We start from the raw sequence: 19,991 nt of genomic DNA on the forward strand, positions 1-19,991 counted from the left end.
CGGCTTTGGCCGGCGCGGCCGGGGGCTGGCGCTGCTTAGTGCAACTCGCCATCCGCGAGATCTTCGAGCTGGCTGTCCTTGTCCAGCCAGCGGCGGGCGGAGCGCTCGCTCTCGAAGATGCGGATATCGGCCTCGGTGAAGAATTGCGATACCCAGGCAGACCAGCTCACCAGCTGATCGTCGGTCAGCAGGGCGATCTTGCCAAAGTCGCTCTGGTGGGCGCGCACATAGCGCCACTCTTCCATCGCCACATCCAGTGAACAGCTGGTCATGCTACGCAGATCGATCAGCAGGTCGACCGGATGATTAAATCGGACGCGGTAATCCGAGAGTTCCTCGAAAGTCTTGCAATCGGCTAGGGTCAGGGTGCCATAGGCTCGCATCTCGACGCGGTCAGGCAGAACGTCGGTGGTGATCATGGTGGGCTCCTCGGGCGGTTTCTTGTGTGGAGCATCACGCTCGGTGAGGGGCTCCTGTCCTGACTATAGAAATGCTCAGGAGCCCTTGCCATGCGCGTCTTGCGCCCTTGCCCAAGTGGCCGGACGGGTGATGACAAGGCTGGTAACGATGATCAGCAGCATGCCCAGCCATGAGAGTGGCGGGATGTGTTCATGCCATAGCAACGCACCGTACAGGCTGGAGAAGATCACCGTTGTGTAGCCAAGGCTGGCGGTGATGATGGCGCGTCCGAGCTTGAAGGCGCGGGTGAGCGCAAGCTGCCCGAGTCCACCGCACAGACCTACGGTCAGCAGGAAACACCATTCAATCGGGCCTGCCTCCAGCGGACTGGAGGGTTGCAGTATGGCCAGCGGTGCGGCCAGCACGACATTGCTTGCGGACAGGAAGAACACCGTGCGCCACTCGGGTTCACCGGCGCGCCCTAGCTCGCGCAGATTGAGCTGGGCGATGCAGGCGAAGATGGCCGAGCCCAACCCGAGCAGGCCGCCGGCCCATTGCTCGGGGGTGAAGGTCGGGCGCAGTACCAGCACCACTCCGGCAAAGCCCAGCAGTAGTGCACCGCTCACGGCTCGCGGGGGAGGCTGGCGCAGGGCGACCGCCGCCGCCACGAACAATGCCGAGCAGTTGTTGAGGGTGACGGCGGTCGCCAGCGGCAAACGCGCGATGGCCGCGAAATACATCAGCATGGCGATACTGCCAGCGGTGGAGCGGTACAGGTGGCTCTTCCAGTGCGGGCTGGCCAGGCTGAGGCGATGCCAGAAGACCCAGGCGCCGATCAGCAGCAAAGGCAGCAGGCCGCGCATGCCAACCGTCTGCCCGGCATTGAAATGCCCGCCGGCCAGCTTGACGCAGGCGCCCATGGTGGCAAACAGGAAACAGGCAGACAGCATCCACAGTGCGTGCATCGTGATTGATCCGGGGAAAACGGAAACGGCGCCGGGGGCCCGGCGCCGTGGTAAGGGTAGCGCGTTCAGATGGAGCCGTACGCGGCTCCGGTCAGTCGCTTCAGTGGCTCAGTGGGCTTTTTCGAAGAACTGCTCGTTCTCGGTCGAACCCTTCAGTGCGGTGGTGGAGGATTGGCCGCCTTCGATTACCTGGGTGACCACGTCAAAGTAGCCGGTGCCCACCTCGCGCTGGTGCTTCACCGCCGTGAAGCCGCGTTCGGCTGCGGCGAATTCGGCTTCCTGCAGTTCGACGAAGGCTGGCATGCTGTGACGGGCATAACCGTAGGCGAGGTTGAACATCGAGTAGTTCAGGCTGTGGAAGCCCGCCAGGGTGATGAACTGGAACTTGTAGCCCATTGCGCCGAGTTCCTTCTGGAATTTGGCGATGGTCGTGTCGTCCAGATTCTTCTTCCAGTTGAAGGAAGGCGAGCAATTGTAGGCCAACATCTTGCCCGGGAATTTCTGGTGAATGGCTTCTGCGAAAGCCTTGGCGTAGGCCAGATCCGGCTTGCCGGTTTCACACCAGACGAGATCTGCGTAAGGCGCGTAGGCCAGACCACGCGAAATCGCCTGGGCCAGCCCCGGGCGCGTGCGGTAGAAGCCCTCGATGGTGCGCTCACCGGTGCAGAAAGGCAGGTCGTTGGGGTCGACGTCGGAGGTCAGCAGATCCGCCGCTTCGGCGTCGGTACGTGCGACCACCAGCGTCGGTACGCCCATCACGTCAGCCGCGAGCCGGGCGGCGACGAGCTTGGCAACCGCTTCGCGAGTGGGCACCAAGACCTTGCCGCCCATGTGGCCACACTTTTTCACCGAGGCCAGCTGATCCTCGAAATGGACGCCCGCCGCCCCGGCTTCGATCATCGCCTTCATGAGTTCGAAAGCATTCAGCACGCCGCCGAAACCGGCTTCGGCATCGGCCACGATGGGAGCGAAGTAGTCGATCCAGCCTTCGTCGCCAGGATTTTTGCCCTCGGACCACTGGATCTGGTCGGCGCGTGTGAAGGTGTTGTTGATCCGGCGTACCACGGCGGGAACCGAGTCGGCCGGGTAGAGGGACTGATCCGGATACATCTGGCCGGCGAGGTTGGCATCTCCCGCCACCTGCCAGCCCGACAGATAGACCGCCTTGAGACCGGCTTTGACCTGCTGCATGGCCTGATTGCCGGTCAAAGCACCGAGCGCATTGACGAAGGGGGTTTCAGTGATGAGCGCCCACAGCTTCTCCGCCGCCAGCCTGGCATGAGTGTGCTCTACAGCCACTGAGCCGCGCAGATTGACGACATCGGCAGCCGTATAGCCCCGTTTGATTCCCTTCCAGCGCGGGTGGCTGCTCCAGTCCTGCTCCAGTTTGCTGATCTGTGCTTTGCGTGTCATGGCGGCTCTCCTGTCGGGTGAAGCGGCCGGCCATGGGTGTTGGGGTGAAGGCCGGCGCTCATCCACTATAGGAAAGCGGATTGTGCATGGCAGCAAATCCGGCCTTATGGCTTTCCCTGATCGGGTTGCGCCGCAGCACAATAGAAAAGGGCCGCTTGCGCGGCCCTTTCAGATCAGTCATCAGGATCAAAACATTAAGCGTGGGCCTCTTCCTCGTCGAAGATCAGTGCCACCTTGCCATCCTTGCCCAGATCAATGGTTACCCGGCCGCCATTGGCCAGGCGGCCGAACAGCAGCTCGTCGGCCAGCGCCGAGCGGATCGTATCCTGGATCAGGCGCGCCATCGGGCGAGCACCCATCAGCGGATCGAAGCCTTTGTCGGCGAGCCAGCTCTTGAGTTCTTCGGTGAAGCTGGCTTCGACCTTCTTCTCCTGCAGCTGACCCTCGAGCTGGAGCAGGAACTTGTCCACCACCCGCATGATGACTTCGCGATCCAGTGCCTTGAAGGAAATCACCGCATCCAACCGGTTGCGGAATTCCGGCGTGAAGTGGCGCTTGATTTCGCCCATCTCGTCACCGGCTTCGCGTGTGGCGGTGAAACCCATGGTGCTCTTCTGGATGGTTTCCTGTCCTGCGTTGGTGGTCATGATGATGATCACATTGCGGAAGTCGGATTCGCGGCCGTTGTTGTCGGTCAGCTTGCCGTGGTCCATCACCTGCAACAGGATGTTGTAGATGTCCGGGTGAGCCTTCTCGATTTCATCGAGCAGCAGCACGCAGTGCGGCTTCTTGTTGATCGCCTCGGTGAGCAGGCCTCCCTGGTCGAAACCGACATAGCCCGGGGGCGCACCGATCAGGCGGCTCACGGCATGGCGCTCCATGTATTCGGACATGTCGAAGCGCTGCAGCTCGATGCCCAGGGTGTAGGCGAGCTGGCGGGCGACCTCTGTTTTGCCAACGCCGGTGGGGCCGGAGAACAGGAAGCAGCCGATCGGCTTGGCCGGGTTACCAAGGCCCGAACGACTCATCTTGATGGCCTTGGTCAGCGCATCGATGGCCGGATCCTGACCGAAGACCAGGTTCTTCAGGTCGCGGTCGAGTTTTGCGAGGGCTGCGCGGTCATCGTTGGAGACTGAACGCGGCGGGATCCGCGCAATGCGGGCCACGATCTCTTCGATCTCACCCTTGCCGATGGTTTTCTTCTGCTTGCTCTTGGGCAGGATGCGCTGAGCAGCACCAGCCTCGTCGATCACGTCGATGGCCTTGTCCGGCAGATGGCGGTCATTGATGTAACGCGCGGCCAGTTCAGCGGCGCTGGTGATCGCGGCAGCTGAATACTTGATGCCGTGGTGCTCCTCGAAACGGCTCTTGAGGCCCTTGAGAATCTCGATAGTTTCCGGCACCGAGGGCTCGTTTACATCGATCTTCTGGAAGCGCCGGGACAGGGCGTGATCCTTCTCGAAGATGGTGCGGAACTCGGTATAGGTCGTCGCACCGATGCATTTGAGCTGCCCCGAGGACAAGGCGGGCTTAAGCAAGTTGGAGGCGTCCAGCGTGCCGCCCGAGGCCGCACCGGCGCCAATCAGGGTATGGATCTCGTCGATGAAGAGGATCGCGTTCTGATTGTCGACCAATTGTTTCAAAACTGCCTTCAGGCGTTGTTCAAAATCGCCACGATATTTGGTGCCGGCGAGCAGGGCGCCCATGTCCAGCGCGTAGACCTGAGCATCGGCCAGTACTTCGGGCACACGCCCCTCGATGATGTGGCGGGCGAGGCCTTCGGCGATCGCCGTTTTGCCTACGCCGGCTTCGCCGACCAGCAAGGGGTTGTTCTTGCGGCGGCGGCAGAGGGTCTGGATCACGCGCTCCAGTTCCTTGTCGCGCCCGATCAGGGGATCGATCTTGCCCACCAGCGCCTGCTGATTGAGGTTCTGGGTGTAGTTCTCGAGCGCGCCACCGGGGCCGCCGCTCTCGCTCTCACCCTGTTCGCCATGCTCACCATCCGGCGCCTTGCGCTCGATGGATACCGGCTTGTCGCTGCCGCCCGGCTTGGTCACGCCGTGGGAAATGAAATTCACTACGTCCAGGCGTGAAATGCCTTGCCGTTGCAGGAAATACACCGCGTGTGAATCCTTCTCGCCAAAGATCGCGACCAGCACGTTGGAGCCGTTCACTTCCTTCTTGCCAGAGGACTGCACATGCAGGATCGCACGCTGGATCACACGCTGGAAACCCAGCGTGGGTTGCGTGTCGATCTCGTCGGAACCGGAAACGGTGGGCGTGTGCTCGGTGATGAAATTGGAGAGCTCACGGCGCAGCTCTTCAATATTCGCGGCACACGCACGCAGTACTTCGGTGGCCGAAGGGTTGTCGAGCAGGGCCAGCAGCAGGTGTTCCACGGTGATGAATTCGTGGCGTTTCTGACGGGCTTCGACAAAGGCCATGTGGAGGCTGACTTCGAGTTCCTGGGCAATCATTTAGGCTTCCTCCATCACGCAGGCCAGCGGGTGCTGACTCTGACGCGCAAAACTGCAGACCTGCTCGACCTTGGTGGCTGCCAGGTCGCGCGGAAAAACACCACAGACCCCCTTGCCGTCGTGATGCACCTGCAGCATCACACGGGTGGCCTGCTCCCGATCCAGCGCGAAGAACTTCTGAAGCACATGCACCACGAAGTCCATCGGAGTGAAATCGTCGTTCAGTAATAGCACCTTGAAGAGGGGGGGCGGCGCAACTTTCGCGCGTTCTGCTTCAAGGATAGCTTCGGTTTGTTTACGGGTTGGCATGCGACCAATTTTAATGACTTCGCTTTGGACTACAAACTATCACGACGGTTGCAAAAACCTTTCTGTTCCGGCGATCAGGCCGGATGTGCTGCAGCGCACCGATTCCTGCTTAACGACAAGCAATCCATGTGCCTGAATGGCGGCACGGAAAACATCTGTGCGTCATGTGTCGCATCCTTGCCACGATCAGGGCCCGGCCCGCTTGACGCTGCGCGGCGCCTTGGCGTAAAAGCCGAAGGTGCTCCACCGTGGTGCAGGGGTTTGCAAAAGCCTGGGTGTCGCGGTTCCGGCATTCCGCCGGGCAGACCAAGAAGCACCCCGCGCAAGCGGGAAAGTTACAGATAAACCAGAGGAAGAAGGAAGAGGTAAAGGGAATGGCAACTGGTACCGTGAAGTGGTTCAACGACGCCAAGGGTTTTGGTTTCATCACCCCGGACGACGGCAGTGAAGATCTGTTTGCGCATTTTTCCGCCATCAACATGAACGGCTTCAAGTCGCTCAAGGAAGGCGAGAAAGTTTCGTTCGAAGCCACGCAAGGCCCGAAGGGCAAGCAGGCGGCGAACATTCAGCGCGCATCCTGATCGCGTCCGCGCAAGCGGATACCGAGGCCTGCCAGACTCTGGCGGGCCTTTTTGTTTGTTTTTCCTGCATTTTCCAGTTTTCAGCGACCTAACCTGCCATGAGCCGCATCCTTCTGCTCAACAAACCTTTCGGCGTGCTCAGCCAGTTCACGGGTGAGCCGGGCCAGCGCACGCTGGCCGAATGTGTGACCGAAAAAGGCGTGTATGCCGCCGGCCGGCTGGATGCCGACAGCGAAGGACTCTTGCTGCTGACTGACGGCGGGGCCTTGCAGCATCGTCTGGCTGATCCGCGCCACAAGCAGGTGAAAGTCTATCTGGCGCAGGTCGAGGGTTTGGTGACGCCCGAGTCGCTGGCGCGCCTTCAGGCTCCGCTGGATCTGGGCGATTTCGTGACCCAGCCCTGCCGGGCGCGCGAAGTTGCCGAGCCGTCCTGGCTGTGGCCGCGCACCCCGCCGATCCGGGAGCGCAAGGCGATCCCGACCAGCTGGTTACGCATCGAGCTACGTGAAGGCAAGAACCGCCAGGTGCGACGCATGACGGCCAAGGTCGGCCTGCCCACCCTGCGCCTGATCCGCGAGGCGATCGGCGAGTGGTCGCTGGGCGATCTGCAGCCGGGTGAATGGAGAGTCGGTTGATCCTCGGGCACAATGCCCGCTTTCTTGAATGTTTGCGGAGCGATTCATGTTGCGTGCCCTGTGGCTGAGCTGTCTTGTTTTTACCAGTGGTGCTGCGCTGGCGCAGCAAAGCTTGCGCACCGTCGAGCTGCGAGCCGGCATGTATCGCATCGAGGCGGAAGTGGCCTCCACTGAAAAGCAGCACGAGATCGGCCTGATGCATCGCGCCAGCATGCCCGCCCATGCCGGGATGCTCTTCGTGTTCGATCAGGCGCAGGAATACTGCTTCTGGATGAAGAACACTCAGATTCCTCTCTCCATTGCCTTTCTGGATGAGGCCGGCAAGATCGTGAACATTGCCGACATGCAGCCGCAGAGCGAGGAAAACCACTGTGCGGCCAAGCCCGTGCGCTATGCGCTGGAGATGAATCAGGGCTGGTTCAGGAGCAAGGGCATCAAGGCAGGCTCCAGCATCCAGGGGATCAAATGAAAAAAGCGCCCAAGGGCGCTTTTTTCATGGGGTGCTGAAAGCTGTTAGCCCTTGCGGGCGCCACCGAGCAGGAAGGCGACGCGTGACTTCTGTTTGCCCTCTGGCTTGTCCTCCGGCGCAGCTTTTGCTGCGCTCGGTGAGCCTCCGGTGCTGCCTTTGGCAACGTAGGGGGCGCTGAAGTCAAAGCCGTCCGCAGCGATCTGCGGCTTGCTGGCAGGTTTGCTGGATGTACGGGGCGGGCGGGGCTTGCTGCCGGGTTTGAGTTCGCTGGCGCTGTCGTAGGGGCGGTTAAAATCAAAACCGTCCTCGGTGACCTGAGCGCGCGGGCGGCCGTGGCCGTTGCGATAGCGACGCAGTTCTTCAACCGTGGTTTCCGGGCCGTAGCCGGGCACTTCTTGCTGGGTGATCTTGAGCTTGATGAGCTTTTCGATGGCCACCAGCTTGTAGTTCTCTTCCGGCGCCACCAGTGACACAGCGGCGCCCTGCTTGCCGGCACGGCCGGTGCGGCCGATGCGGTGTACGTAATCTTCCGGCGTACCGGGGATCTCGAAGTTCACCACATAGGGCAGGTCATCCACATCCAGTCCGCGTGCGGCTACGTCGGTGGCCACCAGCACGCGGATCGCACCGGACTTGAAGGCTTCCAGCGCTGCGCTGCGCTCCAGCTGGCTCTTGTCGCCGTGGATGGCGTCGGCCGAAATGCCTTCCTTCTGCAGGTGGCGGGCCAGGCGCGCGCAGCCGAATTTGGTGTTCACGAACACCAGGGTCTGGCCCAGGCCATCCGCGCCGGCGTTCAGGATGTCGGCGAGCAGGTCGCGCTTCACATGGCTGGAGACCGGGTGCACCAGGTGGGTGATGTTTTCGGACACGGCGTTGCGGCGTGCCACTTCGATCAGCTGTGGCTGGCGCAGCATGGTGTCGGCGAGCTTCTTGATTTCGTCCGAGAAAGTGGCCGAGAACAGCAGGCTCTGGCGCTTGGCCGGCAGCAGCGCGAGGATGCGGCGGATATCCGGGATGAAGCCCATGTCGAGCATGCGGTCGGCTTCGTCAAGGATCAGGAATTCAACGTTCTGGAGCAGGATGGTCTTCTGCTCGACGTGATCGAGCAGACGGCCCGGCGTGGCGACCACGATCTCGATGCCGCGCTTGAGTTCGGCCACCTGAGCCTTCATGTCCACGCCGCCATAGATGCAGGTGGAGCGCAGCGGCACGTACTTGCTGTAGGTTTTGACCGACTCATGCACCTGCACTGCGAGTTCGCGGGTCGGGGCGATGATCAGCGCACGCACCGGATGCTTGGCCGGCGAGGTGCTGGCGCTGGCATAGGGTTGCAGGCGTTGCAGCAGGGGCAGGGTGAAGCCGGCGGTCTTGCCGGTGCCGGTCTGGGCGCCACCCATGACGTCCTTGCCGGCCAGCACGACCGGGATGGCCTGGGCCTGGATCGGTGTGGGCTCGGTGTAGCCGGCTTCGGTGACGGCGCGCAACAGTTCGGGGCTGAGCCCCAGATCGGCAAAACTCATGGATGCAGGTGGCCGGGCAGCAGGCGCGGCAGGTCTCGGGTCATTGAAGCTCGCGAGTATACCCGCCTCACTGCGCTAACGTCTTGACGGTTTTGGAGTTTCCACCACCGGGACGTGGATTTTCGCCAGGTAAGCGGTGACTTCCTCGCGGTCGTGATAGAGGTGGCGGATGCGCAGCACATAGCTGTCGCCATGCAGTTTGAAGCGCGCGTCGATCACCTGGCGGCACTTCTTCAGCTCCTCGAAGCGCTTCTTCATGGGCAGCTTGAGGTTGAAGATGCAACGCTTGGCCTTGCCGGAGGCGATCCAGTCCGACACCAGCTGGGCCACGCGGGCCGGCTGCTCGACCATGTCGCAGACCAGCCATTCGACTTGTTTGCGGGGCGCGCGCCAGGAGAAGCCGTCGGCCTTCACATGTTCGACCATGCCGGTGGCGACCAGTGAGTCGGCCAGCGGGCCGTTATCGACGGCGAACACATGCATGCCGCGCTCGGCAAACTGGAAGCTCCAGCCGCCCGGCGCGGCACCGAGGTCGACCGCGTAGAGGCCGGCCTTGAGGCTCTGGGCGCGTTCTTCCTCGGTCATCAGCGCGTCGAAGGCTTCCGCGAGCTTCAGCGTGGAGCGGCTTGGTGCATTGCGCGGCATGCGCAGGCGGGCGATGCCCATCGGCCAGGGCGACGCGTCTTCCGGGCGCGAGAGGCCCAGGTCAACCTGGCTGGAGTCCTTGAAGAAAAGGTGCAGGGTGGGCAGCTCCGGCTTGTTCTCGCGCAGGAAACCGGTGGCCTTGAGATGGCGTTCGATGTGCGGGATGAAGCGCTTGAGAAAGCCTGCCAGCGATTTGGCGTCGTTGGTGTCGGCCGTTTCGACTTCCAGACGGCCGAAACGTACGCCCTGGCCGAGGATGGTCTGCACCAGCGGGGTCACGCGGTCGTCTTCCGGCATCTCGGCGACGCGCTCGATCCACACGCTGCGCTGACGGGTGAAGACAAGGGCGTGGAAAGGAGCCACTTCAAGGGCCTCCTTCCAGTCGATCAGTTCGTCAAACACGTAGTGCACGCTGCCTGCGTTCGGCGCGGTGCGGGCGCGTCCGCTGATACCGGCGTGCTTGGTCAGCAACTCGGCCTCGGCGGCGCATTCATTCTCGAAGCCGGGACGGCACAGCAGGATCAGGCCCTTGGCGGTGGGGGACATCGTGGTGAAACCGGAAATTTTCTCAGCCCGGATGGTAACGGAATGAGGCCGTGGCTGCAGGAGTGAGCGTGCTGGCCAGCGCCAGCTGTTGCCGGATGGCCTCTGCCTGCTGGCGCAGGGCGCTGGCGAAATCCTCGCTCAGCGGGGTCGAAGGGCGGTACTCGGGGCGCACCAGACTGACCCGGAAGGGGATCGAGATCGAGAAAGGGCGCAGGACCAGCGTGGCGCTGGCGTATTCGAGGGCACTGAGCGGATTGACGATGGCCAGCCCGAGGCCTTCGCGCACCAGGGCGCAGACTGAAGCGGCGGTTTGGGTTTCGAGCTGCAGCCGGCGCTCCACGCCTAGTTCGCGGAACACGCTGTCGAGCTGGCGGCGGTAGGGGTCGCCAGGGGCGAGGCTCACGAAGGGCTGGCCGGCGAAATCCTGCGGGCTGAGCCGGGCTTTGGCGGCAAGTGGATGCGCGGCGGGCAGTACGCAGACCTCGTCGGCTTCGAGCAGCACTTCGAGGTGGGTGCCGGGCGGTGCCGTGTTCTGCTCGGTGAGGCCCAGATCAAAGCGCTGGGCGCTGAGCCATTCCTCCAGTAGCGGTGATTCTGCCGGGGTGATGGCCAGATTGACGCCCGGATGCAGGGCCAGAAAGTGGCGGCAGGCTGCAGGCAGCAAGGCCTGGGCGAAAGCCGGCACGCAGACGATGGCCAGCGAGGCGGCGGAAAACTCACGCAGGCCGCTGGCGGTGGCGACGATGCGCTCGAGGCCGAGCCAGGAACGCTGCACTTCTTCGAACAGGCTCAAGGCGCGGGCGGTGGGCTGGAGGCGGCCACGCACCCGGTCGAAGAGGGCGAAGCCGAGCAATTGTTCGAAGCGGGCGAGATCGCGGCTGACGGTGGGCTGTGAGGTGAACAGGCGGGCGGCAGCGGCGGTGACGCTGCCGGCCAGCATCACGGCCCGGAAAACCTCGATATGGCGATGTTCGATATTCATGTGCGCTCCTGGTCGGCACGTTTGCGCGCAGCGCGCAAAAACTCCTGCAGCAGCGGCCCGCTGTCGAGCAGGCCCTGATCATGGGCGGGATGGAATTCCGGGTGCCACTGTACGCCGTAGACGAAGCTGCTGCCCTCCCAGCGGATGGCTTCCACTACGCCGTCCACGGCGGAGCGGGCTTCAATGTGGAGGCCGTTGCCCAAGCGGTTCACGGCCTGGTGGTGGATGCTGGAGATCCTGGCGCTGAGGGCGTTGTGTGGATAGAGACGGGCGAGCAGGGAGTTTTCGCTGAAGGCGACCGGATGGGTGTGGGCGTCGTAGGCCTCGGCATCCACATGGCGGATGGCGTCGGGCAGTTGGGTGCTGATGTCCTGATACAGGCTGCCGCCGAAGGCCACGTTGAGCAACTGGCAGCCGCGGCAGATGCCCAGCACTGGTTTGCCCTGGAAAATGCATTCCCAGATCAGATCCAGTTCGTAGAGATCGCGCACACGGTCGCCACTCCATTCCGGGCGCAACGGGAATTCGCCGTAGCTGTTGGGGCTCACGTCCATGCCGCCCTGCAGGAGCAGGGCATCGATGGCATGCACATAGTCGCGCAACTGTATGGCCGAGCGGTGCAGGCTGCTGGCCCCTTCCACGGTCGGAATCATGAAGGCCAGCGCGCCTTCGGACAGTACCCAGTGGGCGATGTTCTGCTCCAGGTATTGCAGGGTCTTGTTGCGAAAGCCCAGCTCGGCCGGCGGCTTGTGCATCAGCCGGGCTGAAATGCCAATGCGCAGGGGCTGTTTGCGCAGCGCCGGCTTGAGGCCGGCGGCCTGGCCCGGCCTGCTTGCCGCAGTCACGGCGTGTCACGCCACTTGCGGGCCTGCTGCCAGACCAGGTCTGGCAGCGAGCCCTGGCGGGCATACACTTCGCGCATCCAGCTGGCGTCGTTGCCCGCCTGGAGGGCGCTGCGCAGCGAGGCGAGCAGTTCGCTGGTGCCCAGCTCGGCTGCATGCGGGGCCAGCAGCTCGAAAGTCGCGAGAATGTCCTCGCGCAGCACCAGGCGCTGCTGGCTGACCGGATCGAGCAGGCCCCCATCAAGGCCGAAACGGGCGGCCTGGAAGCGGTTGAAGGTGTACACCGCATACAGCGCTTCGTTGATGACGAAGGGGCGCTCGACCAGCAGATAGCGGCACAGGGTCTGGGCGTAGGCCGTGAGTTCGGTGGCGCGGCGCACGGTGAGCGGGGTGTCACAGATGCGGATTTCGACGGTACCGAATTCAGGCTTGGGCCGGATGTCCCAGTAGAAGTCCTTCATGCTTTCGACCACACCGGCGGCCTGCATGGTTTCGTAGTAGGTGACGAAATCATCCCAGCGATGCACCAGCGGCGCCCGGCCCGAGAGCGGGAAGGCAGACACGGCGGTCAGGCGCGAGCTGTCGAAGGCCGTGTCCACTCCCTGATAGTAGGGCGAGGCGGCGGACATCACGATGAAGTGCGGCAGATAGCGCGACAGGCTGTGAAGCAGGAACAGCGCTTCGTCTCCGTTCGGGCAGCCGATGTGGATGTGCTGGCCGAACACCGTGAACTGCTTGGCGAGATAGCCATACATTTCGTTGAGCTGGTGAAAGCGCGGCTTGTCGAAGATCTTGCGCTCGGCCCAGTGCTGGAAGGGGTGAGCGCCGCCGCCGCTGATCAGCAGGTTGAGGCGGTCGGCCGCCGCCAGCAGGGTCTGGCGGATGTCATCGAGTTCGGCGCCGAGTTCCGTGCAGCTGTGGTGCACCGAGGTCGATACCTCGATCATGCTCTCGGTCATCTCAGGCTTGAAGTCGCCACGATGCGGCTTGCGCTCCACCAGCCCCAGTAGTTCGCTGGCGCCGCCGGTGAGGTCGCCGTCGAGGCGACTGATGATCTGCAGTTCGAGTTCGACGCCGAGGGTCAGTGGCGTGGAGGCGGGAAAATCGAGGCTACTCATGTCGGGTCTCCGGCTTCGTTGGCGCGGCGCAGGGCAAACTGCAGCGCGGGCGGGGCGAGGAATTCCATGATCAGCAAGGCTGTGAGCACCACGGCGGCCAACTGGCCGCCTAGCTCAGGCCATACCAGGGCGGTGCGTTCGGTCCACAGCAGGGCCGCGCCGGACATCGGCAGCATGCCGATCGCCAGCAGCGAAGCCTTGCGCAGCGACAGGCCGCTCGGGCGGGCAAAGGCGAACACGGCTACGCCCTTGGCCAGTGCGCGCGCCGCGAGCAGACCGATGGCCGGCAGGGCCGCGCTGGCGAAGCTGTCCGGGTTCAGCAGCGAACCGGTGGCGACGAACATTACGATCAGTGCGACCCGGCTGAGCAGGCCGAAATCCATCGGCTGCAGGCGATGTTCGCGATCCAGGCTGCGGCTCAGGATGCCTGCCATCAGCATGGCCAGCACCACCGAGAGATCGAGGGTGTGTGCTAGCGCCACACTCACCATGATCACTGCGATGGCGGCCAGGGTCTGGCTGTAATGGCCCACGCGAATCCTTGCCAGCAGGCGCAGCACGGTCCAGGCCGCAAGCGCGCCGAGCAGTGAGGAGCCGGCCACCAGATACAGGGGATGCAGCAGGATGGTGGTGAGTGGTGCGGCCGTCTCGCCATGCAGCACTCCGTAGCACACGCCGAGGATCAGGAAGCTGTAGCAGGTGGATAGCGCCGCGAGCAGGCCCAGGCGATCGGTGACCTGGCCGCGGGCTGCGCAATCCTTGCTCACGGCGAGGATCACGATCGGCCCGGTTGAGCAGGCGATAGCGCCGATCAGCACGGCCAGCATCGGCGGCTGCTGGAACAGCAGCATCAGTGCGGCCACGGCGACAAAGGCCAGTGCGGATTCGGCCAGGCTGGTGACCAGCAGCCAGGGATTGCGTCGCAGCCAGCCCAGATCGATGCGCTGACCCAGCTCGAAGAGCAGCAGCGCGAAAGCGAACTCGAAGATCTGGTGAGCGACCGGACGCAGCCCGGTGAGGCTGGGCTCATCGCGCAGCAGGCTCAGTAGCACGCCGGTGAAAATGTAGGCGCTGATGCGTGGCAGGTGCAGACGGCTGAAGAGCTCGCCCAGGGCGATGGCAAGGAATAGCAACAGGCCGAACAGGAGCAGGGGATGGGCTTCGGGCGGCCAGGCGGGAAGGAATGGCAGGGCTTGCAGGGGCTGCAGAATCTCCATGAGGTGGGTTCCCTTCGTGGATGGCGTGAGCGCGGATGATCGCCGGCGCGGGTGAAAAGCTGGCTGCGCGCGGACTGCGGTTTTATGGCAGTGCTGCCGGAGCGGCACTGGAAGTCTGACGCGGCTGAGGCCCGAGGGTTCCCTGATTGATGGTTTGTATATCAAAAACGGATTGATTGTGTATTTTTAAGTATTTTACTGAATTGAATTTGGGTGACATGCTTCGCCCCTCTTCAGCCGCTGCGGCCATTGCCCGCAACTGCGGCAACTCGACGGAGTTCTCTGCATGCAAAAGCCTTTGGACCAAGCCTGCCTGGGCCGCCTCGCCACCGAATTCGGCACCCCGCTGTGGCTTTACGATGCTGCCGTGATTCGCGCGCGCATCGCCGCGCTGCGCGCCTTCGACCATATCCGTTTCGCGCAGAAGGCCTGCTCGAACACCCACATCCTGCGCCTGATGCGCGAAGAGGGCGTGGTGGTGGATGCGGTGTCGCCGGGCGAGATCGCACGCGCCCTGGTCGCCGGCTTCAGCTCGAAAAATGGCAAGAGCGAGATTGTGTTCACGGCCGATCTGGCTACCGAAGAGACGCTGGATCTGGTGGTGCGCGAAGAGATCCCGATGAACGCCGGCTCGATCGACATGCTGCGCCAGCTCGGCGCCAAGGCCCGCGGCCACCGCGTGTGGCTGCGCATCAATCCGGGCTTCGGCCACGGCCACAGCAACAAGACCAACACCGGCGGCGAGCACAGCAAGCACGGCATCTGGCATACCGACCTGCCGGCGGCACTCGCCGTGATTGCCGAGTTTGGCCTCAAGCTCGTCGGCCTCCACATGCACATCGGTTCCGGGGTGGATTACGGCCACCTGCAGCGAGTCTGCGGTGCGATGGTGCAGCTGGTGAAAGACGCTGGGCAGGACATCGAGGCCATCTCGGCCGGCGGCGGCCTGTCGATCCCCTATCGCGACACCGATGCGCAGATCGATACCGCTCACTACTTCGGCTTGTGGGACGCAGCGCGCAAGGAAGTCGAGGCTCACCTCGGCCATCCGGTGAAGCTGGAGATCGAGCCGGGCCGCTATCTGGTGGCCGAATCCGGTCTGCTCGTGAGTGAAGTGCGTGCCACCAAGGACGTGGGTTCAAACCACTTCGTACTGGTCGACGCAGGTTTCACCGAACTGGTGAGGCCAAGCATGTATGGCAGCTATCACGCCATCAGCGTGCTGCCGCGCGATGGTAGCGATGTGGCTAAGCGCCCGTTGCGCGAGTCCGTGGTGGCCGGCCCGCTGTGCGAATCCGGTGACGTGTTCACCCAGGCGGAAGGCGGCGTGGTCGAAACGCGCAGCCTGCTGGCCGCTGAGGTGGGCGATCTCTTGGTGCTGCACGACACCGGCGCCTATGGCGCGAGCATGTCCTCGAACTACAACAGCCGCCCGCTGATTGCCGAAGTGCTGCTGGAGGGCGAGGCTGCGAAGCTGATCCGCCGCCGCCAGACGATGGACGAGCTGCTGGCACTGGAGGCTTGATCTTGGCCTGTAGGTGCGGCTTCAGCCGCACACCGGGCTTGGCGGCGGACTGAATCAGCTCTGCATTCGAGGCTGGCTTCAGTCGCACGCCGACCCCGTGCCTGTTGCCCTTCGATCAGCGTGTGCTGCACAGGCGGGGCGTTTTATCCCCGCGCTGACCGCAAGGCGTCTTCGCTTCGGGGTTTGGGTGAGGTGTGCCGTCGTCATCCATGCGTGCTTCCACCGCATCCCAACTCACGACGCCAGCCTTGTCGAGCGTGAGGCGCAGCAGCCAGCCGGTGCGGCCGGGGGCCTCGTCAAAACCGTCAAACACGAAGTTGCCGAGGCTGTAGATGACCGGCTTGCCACGATAGATCTCGGCGCCTTGCGTGACATGCGGATGCCCGCCGACCACCGCATCGGCGCCGGCATTGATCATCAGGCGGGCGAGCTGGCGCTGGCGGGCGTCGGCTTCGCGCACGTTTTCCCAGCCCCAGTGCATGAAGGGGATCACCAGATCGGCCCCGGCCTTGCGCGCGGCGCGGATGTCGGCCACGACGCGGCTATCCTCGCTCCACGCAATGCCGGGCCAGTCGGCACCTGCTTCGAAGCTGCGCGGCTTGTACTCGTTGTAGGCGAGCACGGCGATCTTCAGACCCTTCTGTTCGATCCACAGCGGGCGATGCGCTTCGGCCAGATTGCGGCCGCCGCCGAAATAGCGGATGCCTGCTGCGTCCAGTAGCGTCATGGTTTCGACGAAGGCGGCCTGACCGTAATCGCCAGAATGGTTGTTGGCCAGCGACACCGCATCGAAACGCCCTTGCAGTGACCTCAGTACGGCCGGCGCCGAGCGGAAGGTGACAATCTTGCTGGCGTTGGCCTTGCCGCTTGTGGCGACCGGGGTTTCGAGATTGCCGATGCGGTAGTCCGCCTGCCGCAGGATGCTTTCAAAAGGCTTGAGCGGATCGCCGCCGCGCGCGATGAGGCGCCCGGGGCCGTCGTCGAGCATGAGGTCACCGGCGAAGACCAGACTCAACGTTTCCGCAGCGTGTACGGAGCCGGTAAGCAGTAGCAGACAGGCGAGCAGGCGTTTCATCGGTGAGTCTCCCGGGGGCCTTGAATCTCGCACCAGTAGACCAGCTCGCTGTCGCGGATCGGTTCATACACACGCTGTTCGCCGGTGAAGCCGAACTTGCCTTGCGAACGCGTGGCGGCCGGGTAGGCGTAGCGCGCCACATGCAGCGGCAATGGGCCATCCGGGTGGTCGGTGAGGCTGTAGAGCTTTACTTCCGTGGGCTCGAAAACCGGCCGGAACAGGAAGTAGGAGCCGATGGCGAGCGGCTTCTGCGTGTAGGCCGTCTGTGCGCTGGCGAGCTGAGGCTGCCGGACGCTGCGGGTTTCGCCGCCGTAGCTGTAATGGCAGACCAGCTCGGGTGAAGCGGCCATGGTCGTCTGGCAAGCGACAGCCAGCAGCAGGGCTGCGCACCTCACAGGAAGCGATCCAGCAGTTTGCGCGAGTGGCGATCCAGCGCGGAGAGCTGGCGGATCATGAACTGGATGCCGTGGGCGTCGGCGATAAGCAGGATGCCGCCGGGCAGGCGGCGAATGTCTTCTTCGCCCTTGAGCACGAAGCTGGCGGCGCCACGATCTGTCTCCACTTCCCAGGTGCTGGGCGTGGCGAAGCTGGAGACTGTGTTCAAGCGCTGGATCTCGGGCATGAACTCGCGTGTGCTGAGTTCTTCCTCGATCAGCGCGCGTAACTCAGCCGGCACCCAGGCGAGCAGTTCGATCCAGGCGACTTCGTGGCCTTCCGTGCTCATCAGGGCGATGCCTTCGAGCGGTGCGGAGATCGGGTTGGCGCGGACCGGGGTCACGCCTTCATGGCGAATGCCCTCGGCATCGGTCAGCACGAGCTGGCCGAAGGCGTTGCGTTCGAGCGAGAAATTGACGTTCAGCGGCGCGCTCATCATTCGCCTCCTTCGAGAAGATTCTGTTCGGCATTGCGCAGCTGGGCCTGATACAGGCGCCAGTAAGCGCCCTCGGCGGCCATCAGTTCGTCGTGGTTGCCGACTTCGACGATCTGGCCACGGTCCATCACCACCAGGCGGTCGGCCTTGCGCAGGGTGGACAGGCGGTGGGCAATGGCGATGGTGGTGCGGCCTTGCACCAGGTTATCCAGCGCGCGCTGGATTTCCTTCTCGGTTTCGGTATCCACCGCCGAGGTGGCTTCGTCCATGATCAGGATGGCCGGGTCGATCAGCAGCGCGCGAGCAATCGACACGCGCTGGCGCTCGCCGCCGGACAGGCCCTGGCCGCGCTCGCCGACGATCGAGTCATAGCCTAGCGGCAATCTCAATATGAATTCGTGGGCATGAGCGGCGCGGGCGGCGGCGATGATCTCGGCGCGGGTGGCGTCTGGCTTGCCGTAGGCAATGTTCTCGGCGATGGTGCCGAAGAACAGGAAGGGCTCCTGCAACACCAGCCCGATGTTGCGGCGGAAATCCGCAATCGCCACGCTGCGGATATCCACGCCGTCGATCATGATCGCGCCTTCCGATACATCGTAGAAGCGGCAGATCAGGTTGACCAGCGTGCTCTTGCCGGAGCCGGAGTGACCTACGAGGCCGATCATTTCGCCGGGTTTGATGTCCAGCGAGAGGTTGCGGATCACCGAGCGGTTGCCATAGCGGAAGCCGATGTCACGCATCTGGATGCTGCCGGTCACGCTGGGCAGCGGCACGGGTTTGACTGGCTCGGGCACGCTGGAGACGTGATCGAGGATATCGAAGATGCGCTTGGCGCCGGCGGCAGCCTTTTGCGTCACCGAGACGATGCGGCTCATCGAGTCGAGTCGGGTGTAGAAGCGCCCGATATAGGCGAGGAAGGCGACCAGCACACCGACAGTGATGTCGTTATGCGAGACCTGCCAGATGCCGAAGGCCCACACCACCAGTAGACCGATTTCGGTGAGCAGGGTGACGCTGGGCGAGAACAGTGACCAAGTCTTGTTGATCTTGTCATTTACCGCCAGGTTGTGGGCATTGGCCTCGCGGAAGCGCTGGGTCTCGCGTTTCTCCTGCGCGAAGGCCTTCACTACGCGGATGCCGGGGATGGTGTCGGCGAGGATGTTGGTGACTTCGCCCCACACCCGGTCGATTTTCTCGAAGCCGGTACGCAGGCGGTCGCGCACCGTGTGGATCATCCACATGATCAGCGGCAGCGGCAGAAGGGTGACGATGGCCAGCCAGTGGTTGATCGAGAACAGGATCGCCGTGGTCATCGCGATCATCAGCACATCAGTGATGAAGTCCAGCGCGTGCAGCGAGAGGAACACGCTGATCCGGTCCGACTCGGAGCCGATGCGCGCCATCAGATCTCCGGTGCGCTTGCCGCCGAAATACTCCAGCGACAATTTGATCAGGTGCTCGTAGGTGGTGGTGCGCAGATCGGCCGAAATGCGTTCGGACACCAGTGCCAGAATGTAGGTCTTGGCCCAGCCTAGCAGCCAGGAAAGCAGGGCTGCGCCGAAGAGGCCGGCGAGCAGCTTGATCTCGAGCGCGGTATTGATGGGTTGGCCGTTCTGGTAAGGAATCAGCACCTTGTCCATCAGCGGCATGGTCAGATAAGGCGGCACCAGGGTGGCGGCGGTGGCGCCGGTCATCAGTGCGAAGCCCGAAACCAGTTGCCAGCGGTACGGTTTGGCGAAGCGCCACAGGCGGAACAGGGTCCAGGTGGAAGGCGCTTCATGCAGCTCGCGCGCGCAGATCGGGCATTCGTCTTCGCCCGGTGGCAGTGGCGCCTTGCAGGTGGCACAGACCTCTTCCTCCGGTGTGGCCGGCGGCTGGCCGGTGAGGAGCGCTTCGATATGGCGCTCGAATTCGCTGATCAAGCGCAGCGCGGCGAGGTTCTGGCTCAAGGTGTAGCGCCAATGGGCGAGGCGGCCACTGGCATCGACCAGTTCCAGCGAGCCGACGCCGGCATGATCCGAGTGGCGTAGGGTGAGGCTGGCTGCGAGCGGCCACTCCTGCCAGGATTGGTCCGGGCTGCAGGCCAGCAGGCGGCGGGGCGTGAGCAGCAGCAGGCCACGTGCAAACTGCAGGCGGGCGTCGAGATCCAGTTCAAGTACGGCCAGTACGGTTTCACCGGGCATCAGGCGGGCGAGGGCGTCGGCTTGCCAGATGGCAGGGAGCTTGGGCTCGGAAATCGGCAGCAGCATTGTGTTTGTCAGGTGCAGTGGTGTCAGTTTTTTGTCAGCAGCGGGCCGGATGCGGGGCGCCGGCCGGCACGGAAGTCCGGTAAACTCGCCGCTGGCAAGGCGGGATCGGCCGGGCAGAGGATGATAAACGCTGCAGGCTGGTTCAAGTTTACA

The 19,991-nt window shown here is 63.5% G+C and carries 19 protein-coding genes; 4 read left to right on the forward strand and 15 right to left on the reverse strand.

The window, feature by feature from the left end:
• Positions 1-35 precede the first annotated feature (35 nt).
• From Q3Y64_RS14885 to clpS, 5 genes are all read right to left on the reverse strand, one after another.
• Complete coding sequence (locus tag Q3Y64_RS14885; protein WP_303563017.1) at positions 36-419, reverse strand: STAS/SEC14 domain-containing protein; 384 nt, start codon at positions 417-419, stop codon at positions 36-38.
• A 75-nt stretch (positions 420-494) separates the two neighbouring features.
• Positions 495-1,364 carry a DMT family transporter gene (locus tag Q3Y64_RS14890; protein WP_303563018.1) on the reverse strand — a complete coding sequence of 290 codons (870 nt, stop codon included), beginning with the start codon at positions 1,362-1,364 and terminating at the stop codon, positions 495-497.
• Between the two features lie 108 nt (positions 1,365-1,472).
• The gene (gene aceA, locus Q3Y64_RS14895; protein ID WP_101943274.1) at positions 1,473-2,777 is read right to left on the reverse strand and encodes an isocitrate lyase; all 1,305 of its coding nucleotides are present in this window, start codon (positions 2,775-2,777) and stop codon (positions 1,473-1,475) included.
• A 194-nt stretch (positions 2,778-2,971) separates the two neighbouring features.
• The gene (gene clpA, locus Q3Y64_RS14900) at positions 2,972-5,254 is read right to left on the reverse strand and encodes an ATP-dependent Clp protease ATP-binding subunit ClpA (protein ID WP_303563021.1); all 2,283 of its coding nucleotides are present in this window, start codon (positions 5,252-5,254) and stop codon (positions 2,972-2,974) included.
• Positions 5,255-5,563 carry an ATP-dependent Clp protease adapter ClpS gene (clpS, locus tag Q3Y64_RS14905; protein ID WP_101943276.1) on the reverse strand — a complete coding sequence of 103 codons (309 nt, stop codon included), beginning with the start codon at positions 5,561-5,563 and terminating at the stop codon, positions 5,255-5,257.
• Between the two features lie 374 nt (positions 5,564-5,937).
• Between clpS and Q3Y64_RS14910 the strand changes: the two genes are divergently transcribed.
• From Q3Y64_RS14910 to Q3Y64_RS14920, 3 genes are all read left to right on the forward strand, one after another.
• Positions 5,938-6,144, forward strand: coding sequence for a cold-shock protein (locus Q3Y64_RS14910; RefSeq protein ID WP_101943277.1), 207 nt, complete (start codon positions 5,938-5,940; stop codon positions 6,142-6,144).
• Between the two features lie 98 nt (positions 6,145-6,242).
• The gene (locus Q3Y64_RS14915; RefSeq protein ID WP_303563023.1) at positions 6,243-6,779 is read left to right on the forward strand and encodes a pseudouridine synthase; all 537 of its coding nucleotides are present in this window, start codon (positions 6,243-6,245) and stop codon (positions 6,777-6,779) included.
• A 46-nt stretch (positions 6,780-6,825) separates the two neighbouring features.
• Complete coding sequence (locus Q3Y64_RS14920; protein WP_101943279.1) at positions 6,826-7,248, forward strand: DUF192 domain-containing protein; 423 nt, start codon at positions 6,826-6,828, stop codon at positions 7,246-7,248.
• Between the two features lie 44 nt (positions 7,249-7,292).
• On the opposite strand, the gene Q3Y64_RS14925 is transcribed toward Q3Y64_RS14920, so the two are convergent.
• The 6 genes from Q3Y64_RS14925 to Q3Y64_RS14950 all read right to left on the reverse strand — a co-directional run bounded on the left by Q3Y64_RS14925 (position 7,293) and on the right by Q3Y64_RS14950 (position 14,118).
• Positions 7,293-8,768 (reverse strand): DEAD/DEAH box helicase, encoded by a 1,476-nt coding sequence (locus tag Q3Y64_RS14925; RefSeq protein ID WP_303563026.1) that lies wholly within the window; start codon positions 8,766-8,768, stop codon positions 7,293-7,295.
• Between the two features lie 75 nt (positions 8,769-8,843).
• Entirely contained in the window at positions 8,844-9,959 is a 1,116-nt protein-coding gene (rlmM, locus tag Q3Y64_RS14930) for a 23S rRNA (cytidine(2498)-2'-O)-methyltransferase RlmM (protein ID WP_303563028.1), read from the reverse strand.
• Between the two features lie 22 nt (positions 9,960-9,981).
• Entirely contained in the window at positions 9,982-10,941 is a 960-nt protein-coding gene (locus Q3Y64_RS14935) for a LysR family transcriptional regulator (RefSeq protein WP_303563030.1), read from the reverse strand.
• Positions 10,938-11,786, reverse strand: coding sequence for a gamma-glutamyl-gamma-aminobutyrate hydrolase family protein (locus Q3Y64_RS14940; RefSeq protein ID WP_254048252.1), 849 nt, complete (start codon positions 11,784-11,786; stop codon positions 10,938-10,940). The genes Q3Y64_RS14935 and Q3Y64_RS14940 overlap by 4 nt, the downstream gene beginning before the upstream one ends.
• The gene (locus Q3Y64_RS14945; protein WP_303563035.1) at positions 11,783-12,901 is read right to left on the reverse strand and encodes a YbdK family carboxylate-amine ligase; all 1,119 of its coding nucleotides are present in this window, start codon (positions 12,899-12,901) and stop codon (positions 11,783-11,785) included. Before Q3Y64_RS14945 ends, Q3Y64_RS14940 begins: the two co-directional genes overlap by 4 nt.
• A complete protein-coding gene (locus Q3Y64_RS14950) occupies positions 12,898-14,118 on the reverse strand; it encodes a cation:proton antiporter (RefSeq protein WP_101943284.1) in 1,221 nt (406 codons plus the stop codon). The genes Q3Y64_RS14945 and Q3Y64_RS14950 overlap by 4 nt, the downstream gene beginning before the upstream one ends.
• A gap of 286 nt (positions 14,119-14,404) precedes the next feature.
• Between Q3Y64_RS14950 and lysA the strand changes: the two genes are divergently transcribed.
• Positions 14,405-15,643, forward strand: coding sequence for a diaminopimelate decarboxylase (gene lysA / locus Q3Y64_RS14955; protein WP_303563038.1), 1,239 nt, complete (start codon positions 14,405-14,407; stop codon positions 15,641-15,643).
• Between the two features lie 115 nt (positions 15,644-15,758).
• On the opposite strand, the gene Q3Y64_RS14960 is transcribed toward lysA, so the two are convergent.
• Genes Q3Y64_RS14960 through Q3Y64_RS14975 form a run of 4 tightly spaced genes read right to left on the reverse strand, consistent with a single transcriptional unit; the run spans position 15,759 to position 19,838 of the window.
• Positions 15,759-16,718 (reverse strand): CapA family protein, encoded by a 960-nt coding sequence (locus tag Q3Y64_RS14960; protein WP_303563041.1) that lies wholly within the window; start codon positions 16,716-16,718, stop codon positions 15,759-15,761.
• Positions 16,715-17,068, reverse strand: coding sequence for a hypothetical protein (locus Q3Y64_RS14965; RefSeq protein ID WP_303563043.1), 354 nt, complete (start codon positions 17,066-17,068; stop codon positions 16,715-16,717). The genes Q3Y64_RS14960 and Q3Y64_RS14965 overlap by 4 nt, the downstream gene beginning before the upstream one ends.
• Before the next feature lie 41 nt (positions 17,069-17,109).
• On the reverse strand, positions 17,110-17,589 hold the full coding sequence (locus Q3Y64_RS14970; RefSeq protein ID WP_303563045.1) for a DUF1854 domain-containing protein: 480 nt from the start codon (positions 17,587-17,589) through the stop codon (positions 17,110-17,112).
• A complete protein-coding gene (locus Q3Y64_RS14975) occupies positions 17,589-19,838 on the reverse strand; it encodes an ABC transporter ATP-binding protein (RefSeq protein ID WP_303563047.1) in 2,250 nt (749 codons plus the stop codon). Before Q3Y64_RS14975 ends, Q3Y64_RS14970 begins: the two co-directional genes overlap by 1 nt.
• Positions 19,839-19,991: the final 153 nt, after the last annotated feature.

The sequence above is a fragment of the Uliginosibacterium sp. 31-12 genome, assembly GCF_030548425.1.
Taxonomy (GTDB): domain Bacteria; phylum Pseudomonadota; class Gammaproteobacteria; order Burkholderiales; family Rhodocyclaceae; genus Uliginosibacterium; species Uliginosibacterium aquaticum.

What these genes read in the sequence shown, in the direction of transcription:
- Q3Y64_RS14885 (WP_303563017.1), bottom strand. Translation starts at nt 419, where the DNA reads ATGATCACCACCGACGTTCTGCCTGACCGCGTCGAGATGCGAGCCTAT.
- Q3Y64_RS14890 (WP_303563018.1), bottom strand. Translation starts at nt 1,364, where the DNA reads ATGCACGCACTGTGGATGCTGTCTGCCTGTTTCCTGTTTGCCACCATG.
- aceA (WP_101943274.1), bottom strand. Translation starts at nt 2,777, where the DNA reads ATGACACGCAAAGCACAGATCAGCAAACTGGAGCAGGACTGGAGCAGC.
- clpA (WP_303563021.1), bottom strand. Translation starts at nt 5,254, where the DNA reads ATGATTGCCCAGGAACTCGAAGTCAGCCTCCACATGGCCTTTGTCGAA.
- clpS (WP_101943276.1), bottom strand. Translation starts at nt 5,563, where the DNA reads ATGCCAACCCGTAAACAAACCGAAGCTATCCTTGAAGCAGAACGCGCG.
- Q3Y64_RS14910 (WP_101943277.1), top strand. Translation starts at nt 5,938, where the DNA reads ATGGCAACTGGTACCGTGAAGTGGTTCAACGACGCCAAGGGTTTTGGT.
- Q3Y64_RS14915 (WP_303563023.1), top strand. Translation starts at nt 6,243, where the DNA reads ATGAGCCGCATCCTTCTGCTCAACAAACCTTTCGGCGTGCTCAGCCAG.
- Q3Y64_RS14920 (WP_101943279.1), top strand. Translation starts at nt 6,826, where the DNA reads ATGTTGCGTGCCCTGTGGCTGAGCTGTCTTGTTTTTACCAGTGGTGCT.
- Q3Y64_RS14925 (WP_303563026.1), bottom strand. Translation starts at nt 8,768, where the DNA reads ATGAGTTTTGCCGATCTGGGGCTCAGCCCCGAACTGTTGCGCGCCGTC.
- rlmM (WP_303563028.1), bottom strand. Translation starts at nt 9,959, where the DNA reads ATGTCCCCCACCGCCAAGGGCCTGATCCTGCTGTGCCGTCCCGGCTTC.
- Q3Y64_RS14935 (WP_303563030.1), bottom strand. Translation starts at nt 10,941, where the DNA reads ATGAATATCGAACATCGCCATATCGAGGTTTTCCGGGCCGTGATGCTG.
- Q3Y64_RS14945 (WP_303563035.1), bottom strand. Translation starts at nt 12,901, where the DNA reads ATGAGTAGCCTCGATTTTCCCGCCTCCACGCCACTGACCCTCGGCGTC.
- Q3Y64_RS14950 (WP_101943284.1), bottom strand. Translation starts at nt 14,118, where the DNA reads ATGGAGATTCTGCAGCCCCTGCAAGCCCTGCCATTCCTTCCCGCCTGG.
- lysA (WP_303563038.1), top strand. Translation starts at nt 14,405, where the DNA reads ATGCAAAAGCCTTTGGACCAAGCCTGCCTGGGCCGCCTCGCCACCGAA.
- Q3Y64_RS14960 (WP_303563041.1), bottom strand. Translation starts at nt 16,718, where the DNA reads ATGAAACGCCTGCTCGCCTGTCTGCTACTGCTTACCGGCTCCGTACAC.
- Q3Y64_RS14965 (WP_303563043.1), bottom strand. Translation starts at nt 17,068, where the DNA reads ATGGCCGCTTCACCCGAGCTGGTCTGCCATTACAGCTACGGCGGCGAA.
- Q3Y64_RS14970 (WP_303563045.1), bottom strand. Translation starts at nt 17,589, where the DNA reads ATGAGCGCGCCGCTGAACGTCAATTTCTCGCTCGAACGCAACGCCTTC.
- Q3Y64_RS14975 (WP_303563047.1), bottom strand. Translation starts at nt 19,838, where the DNA reads ATGCTGCTGCCGATTTCCGAGCCCAAGCTCCCTGCCATCTGGCAAGCC.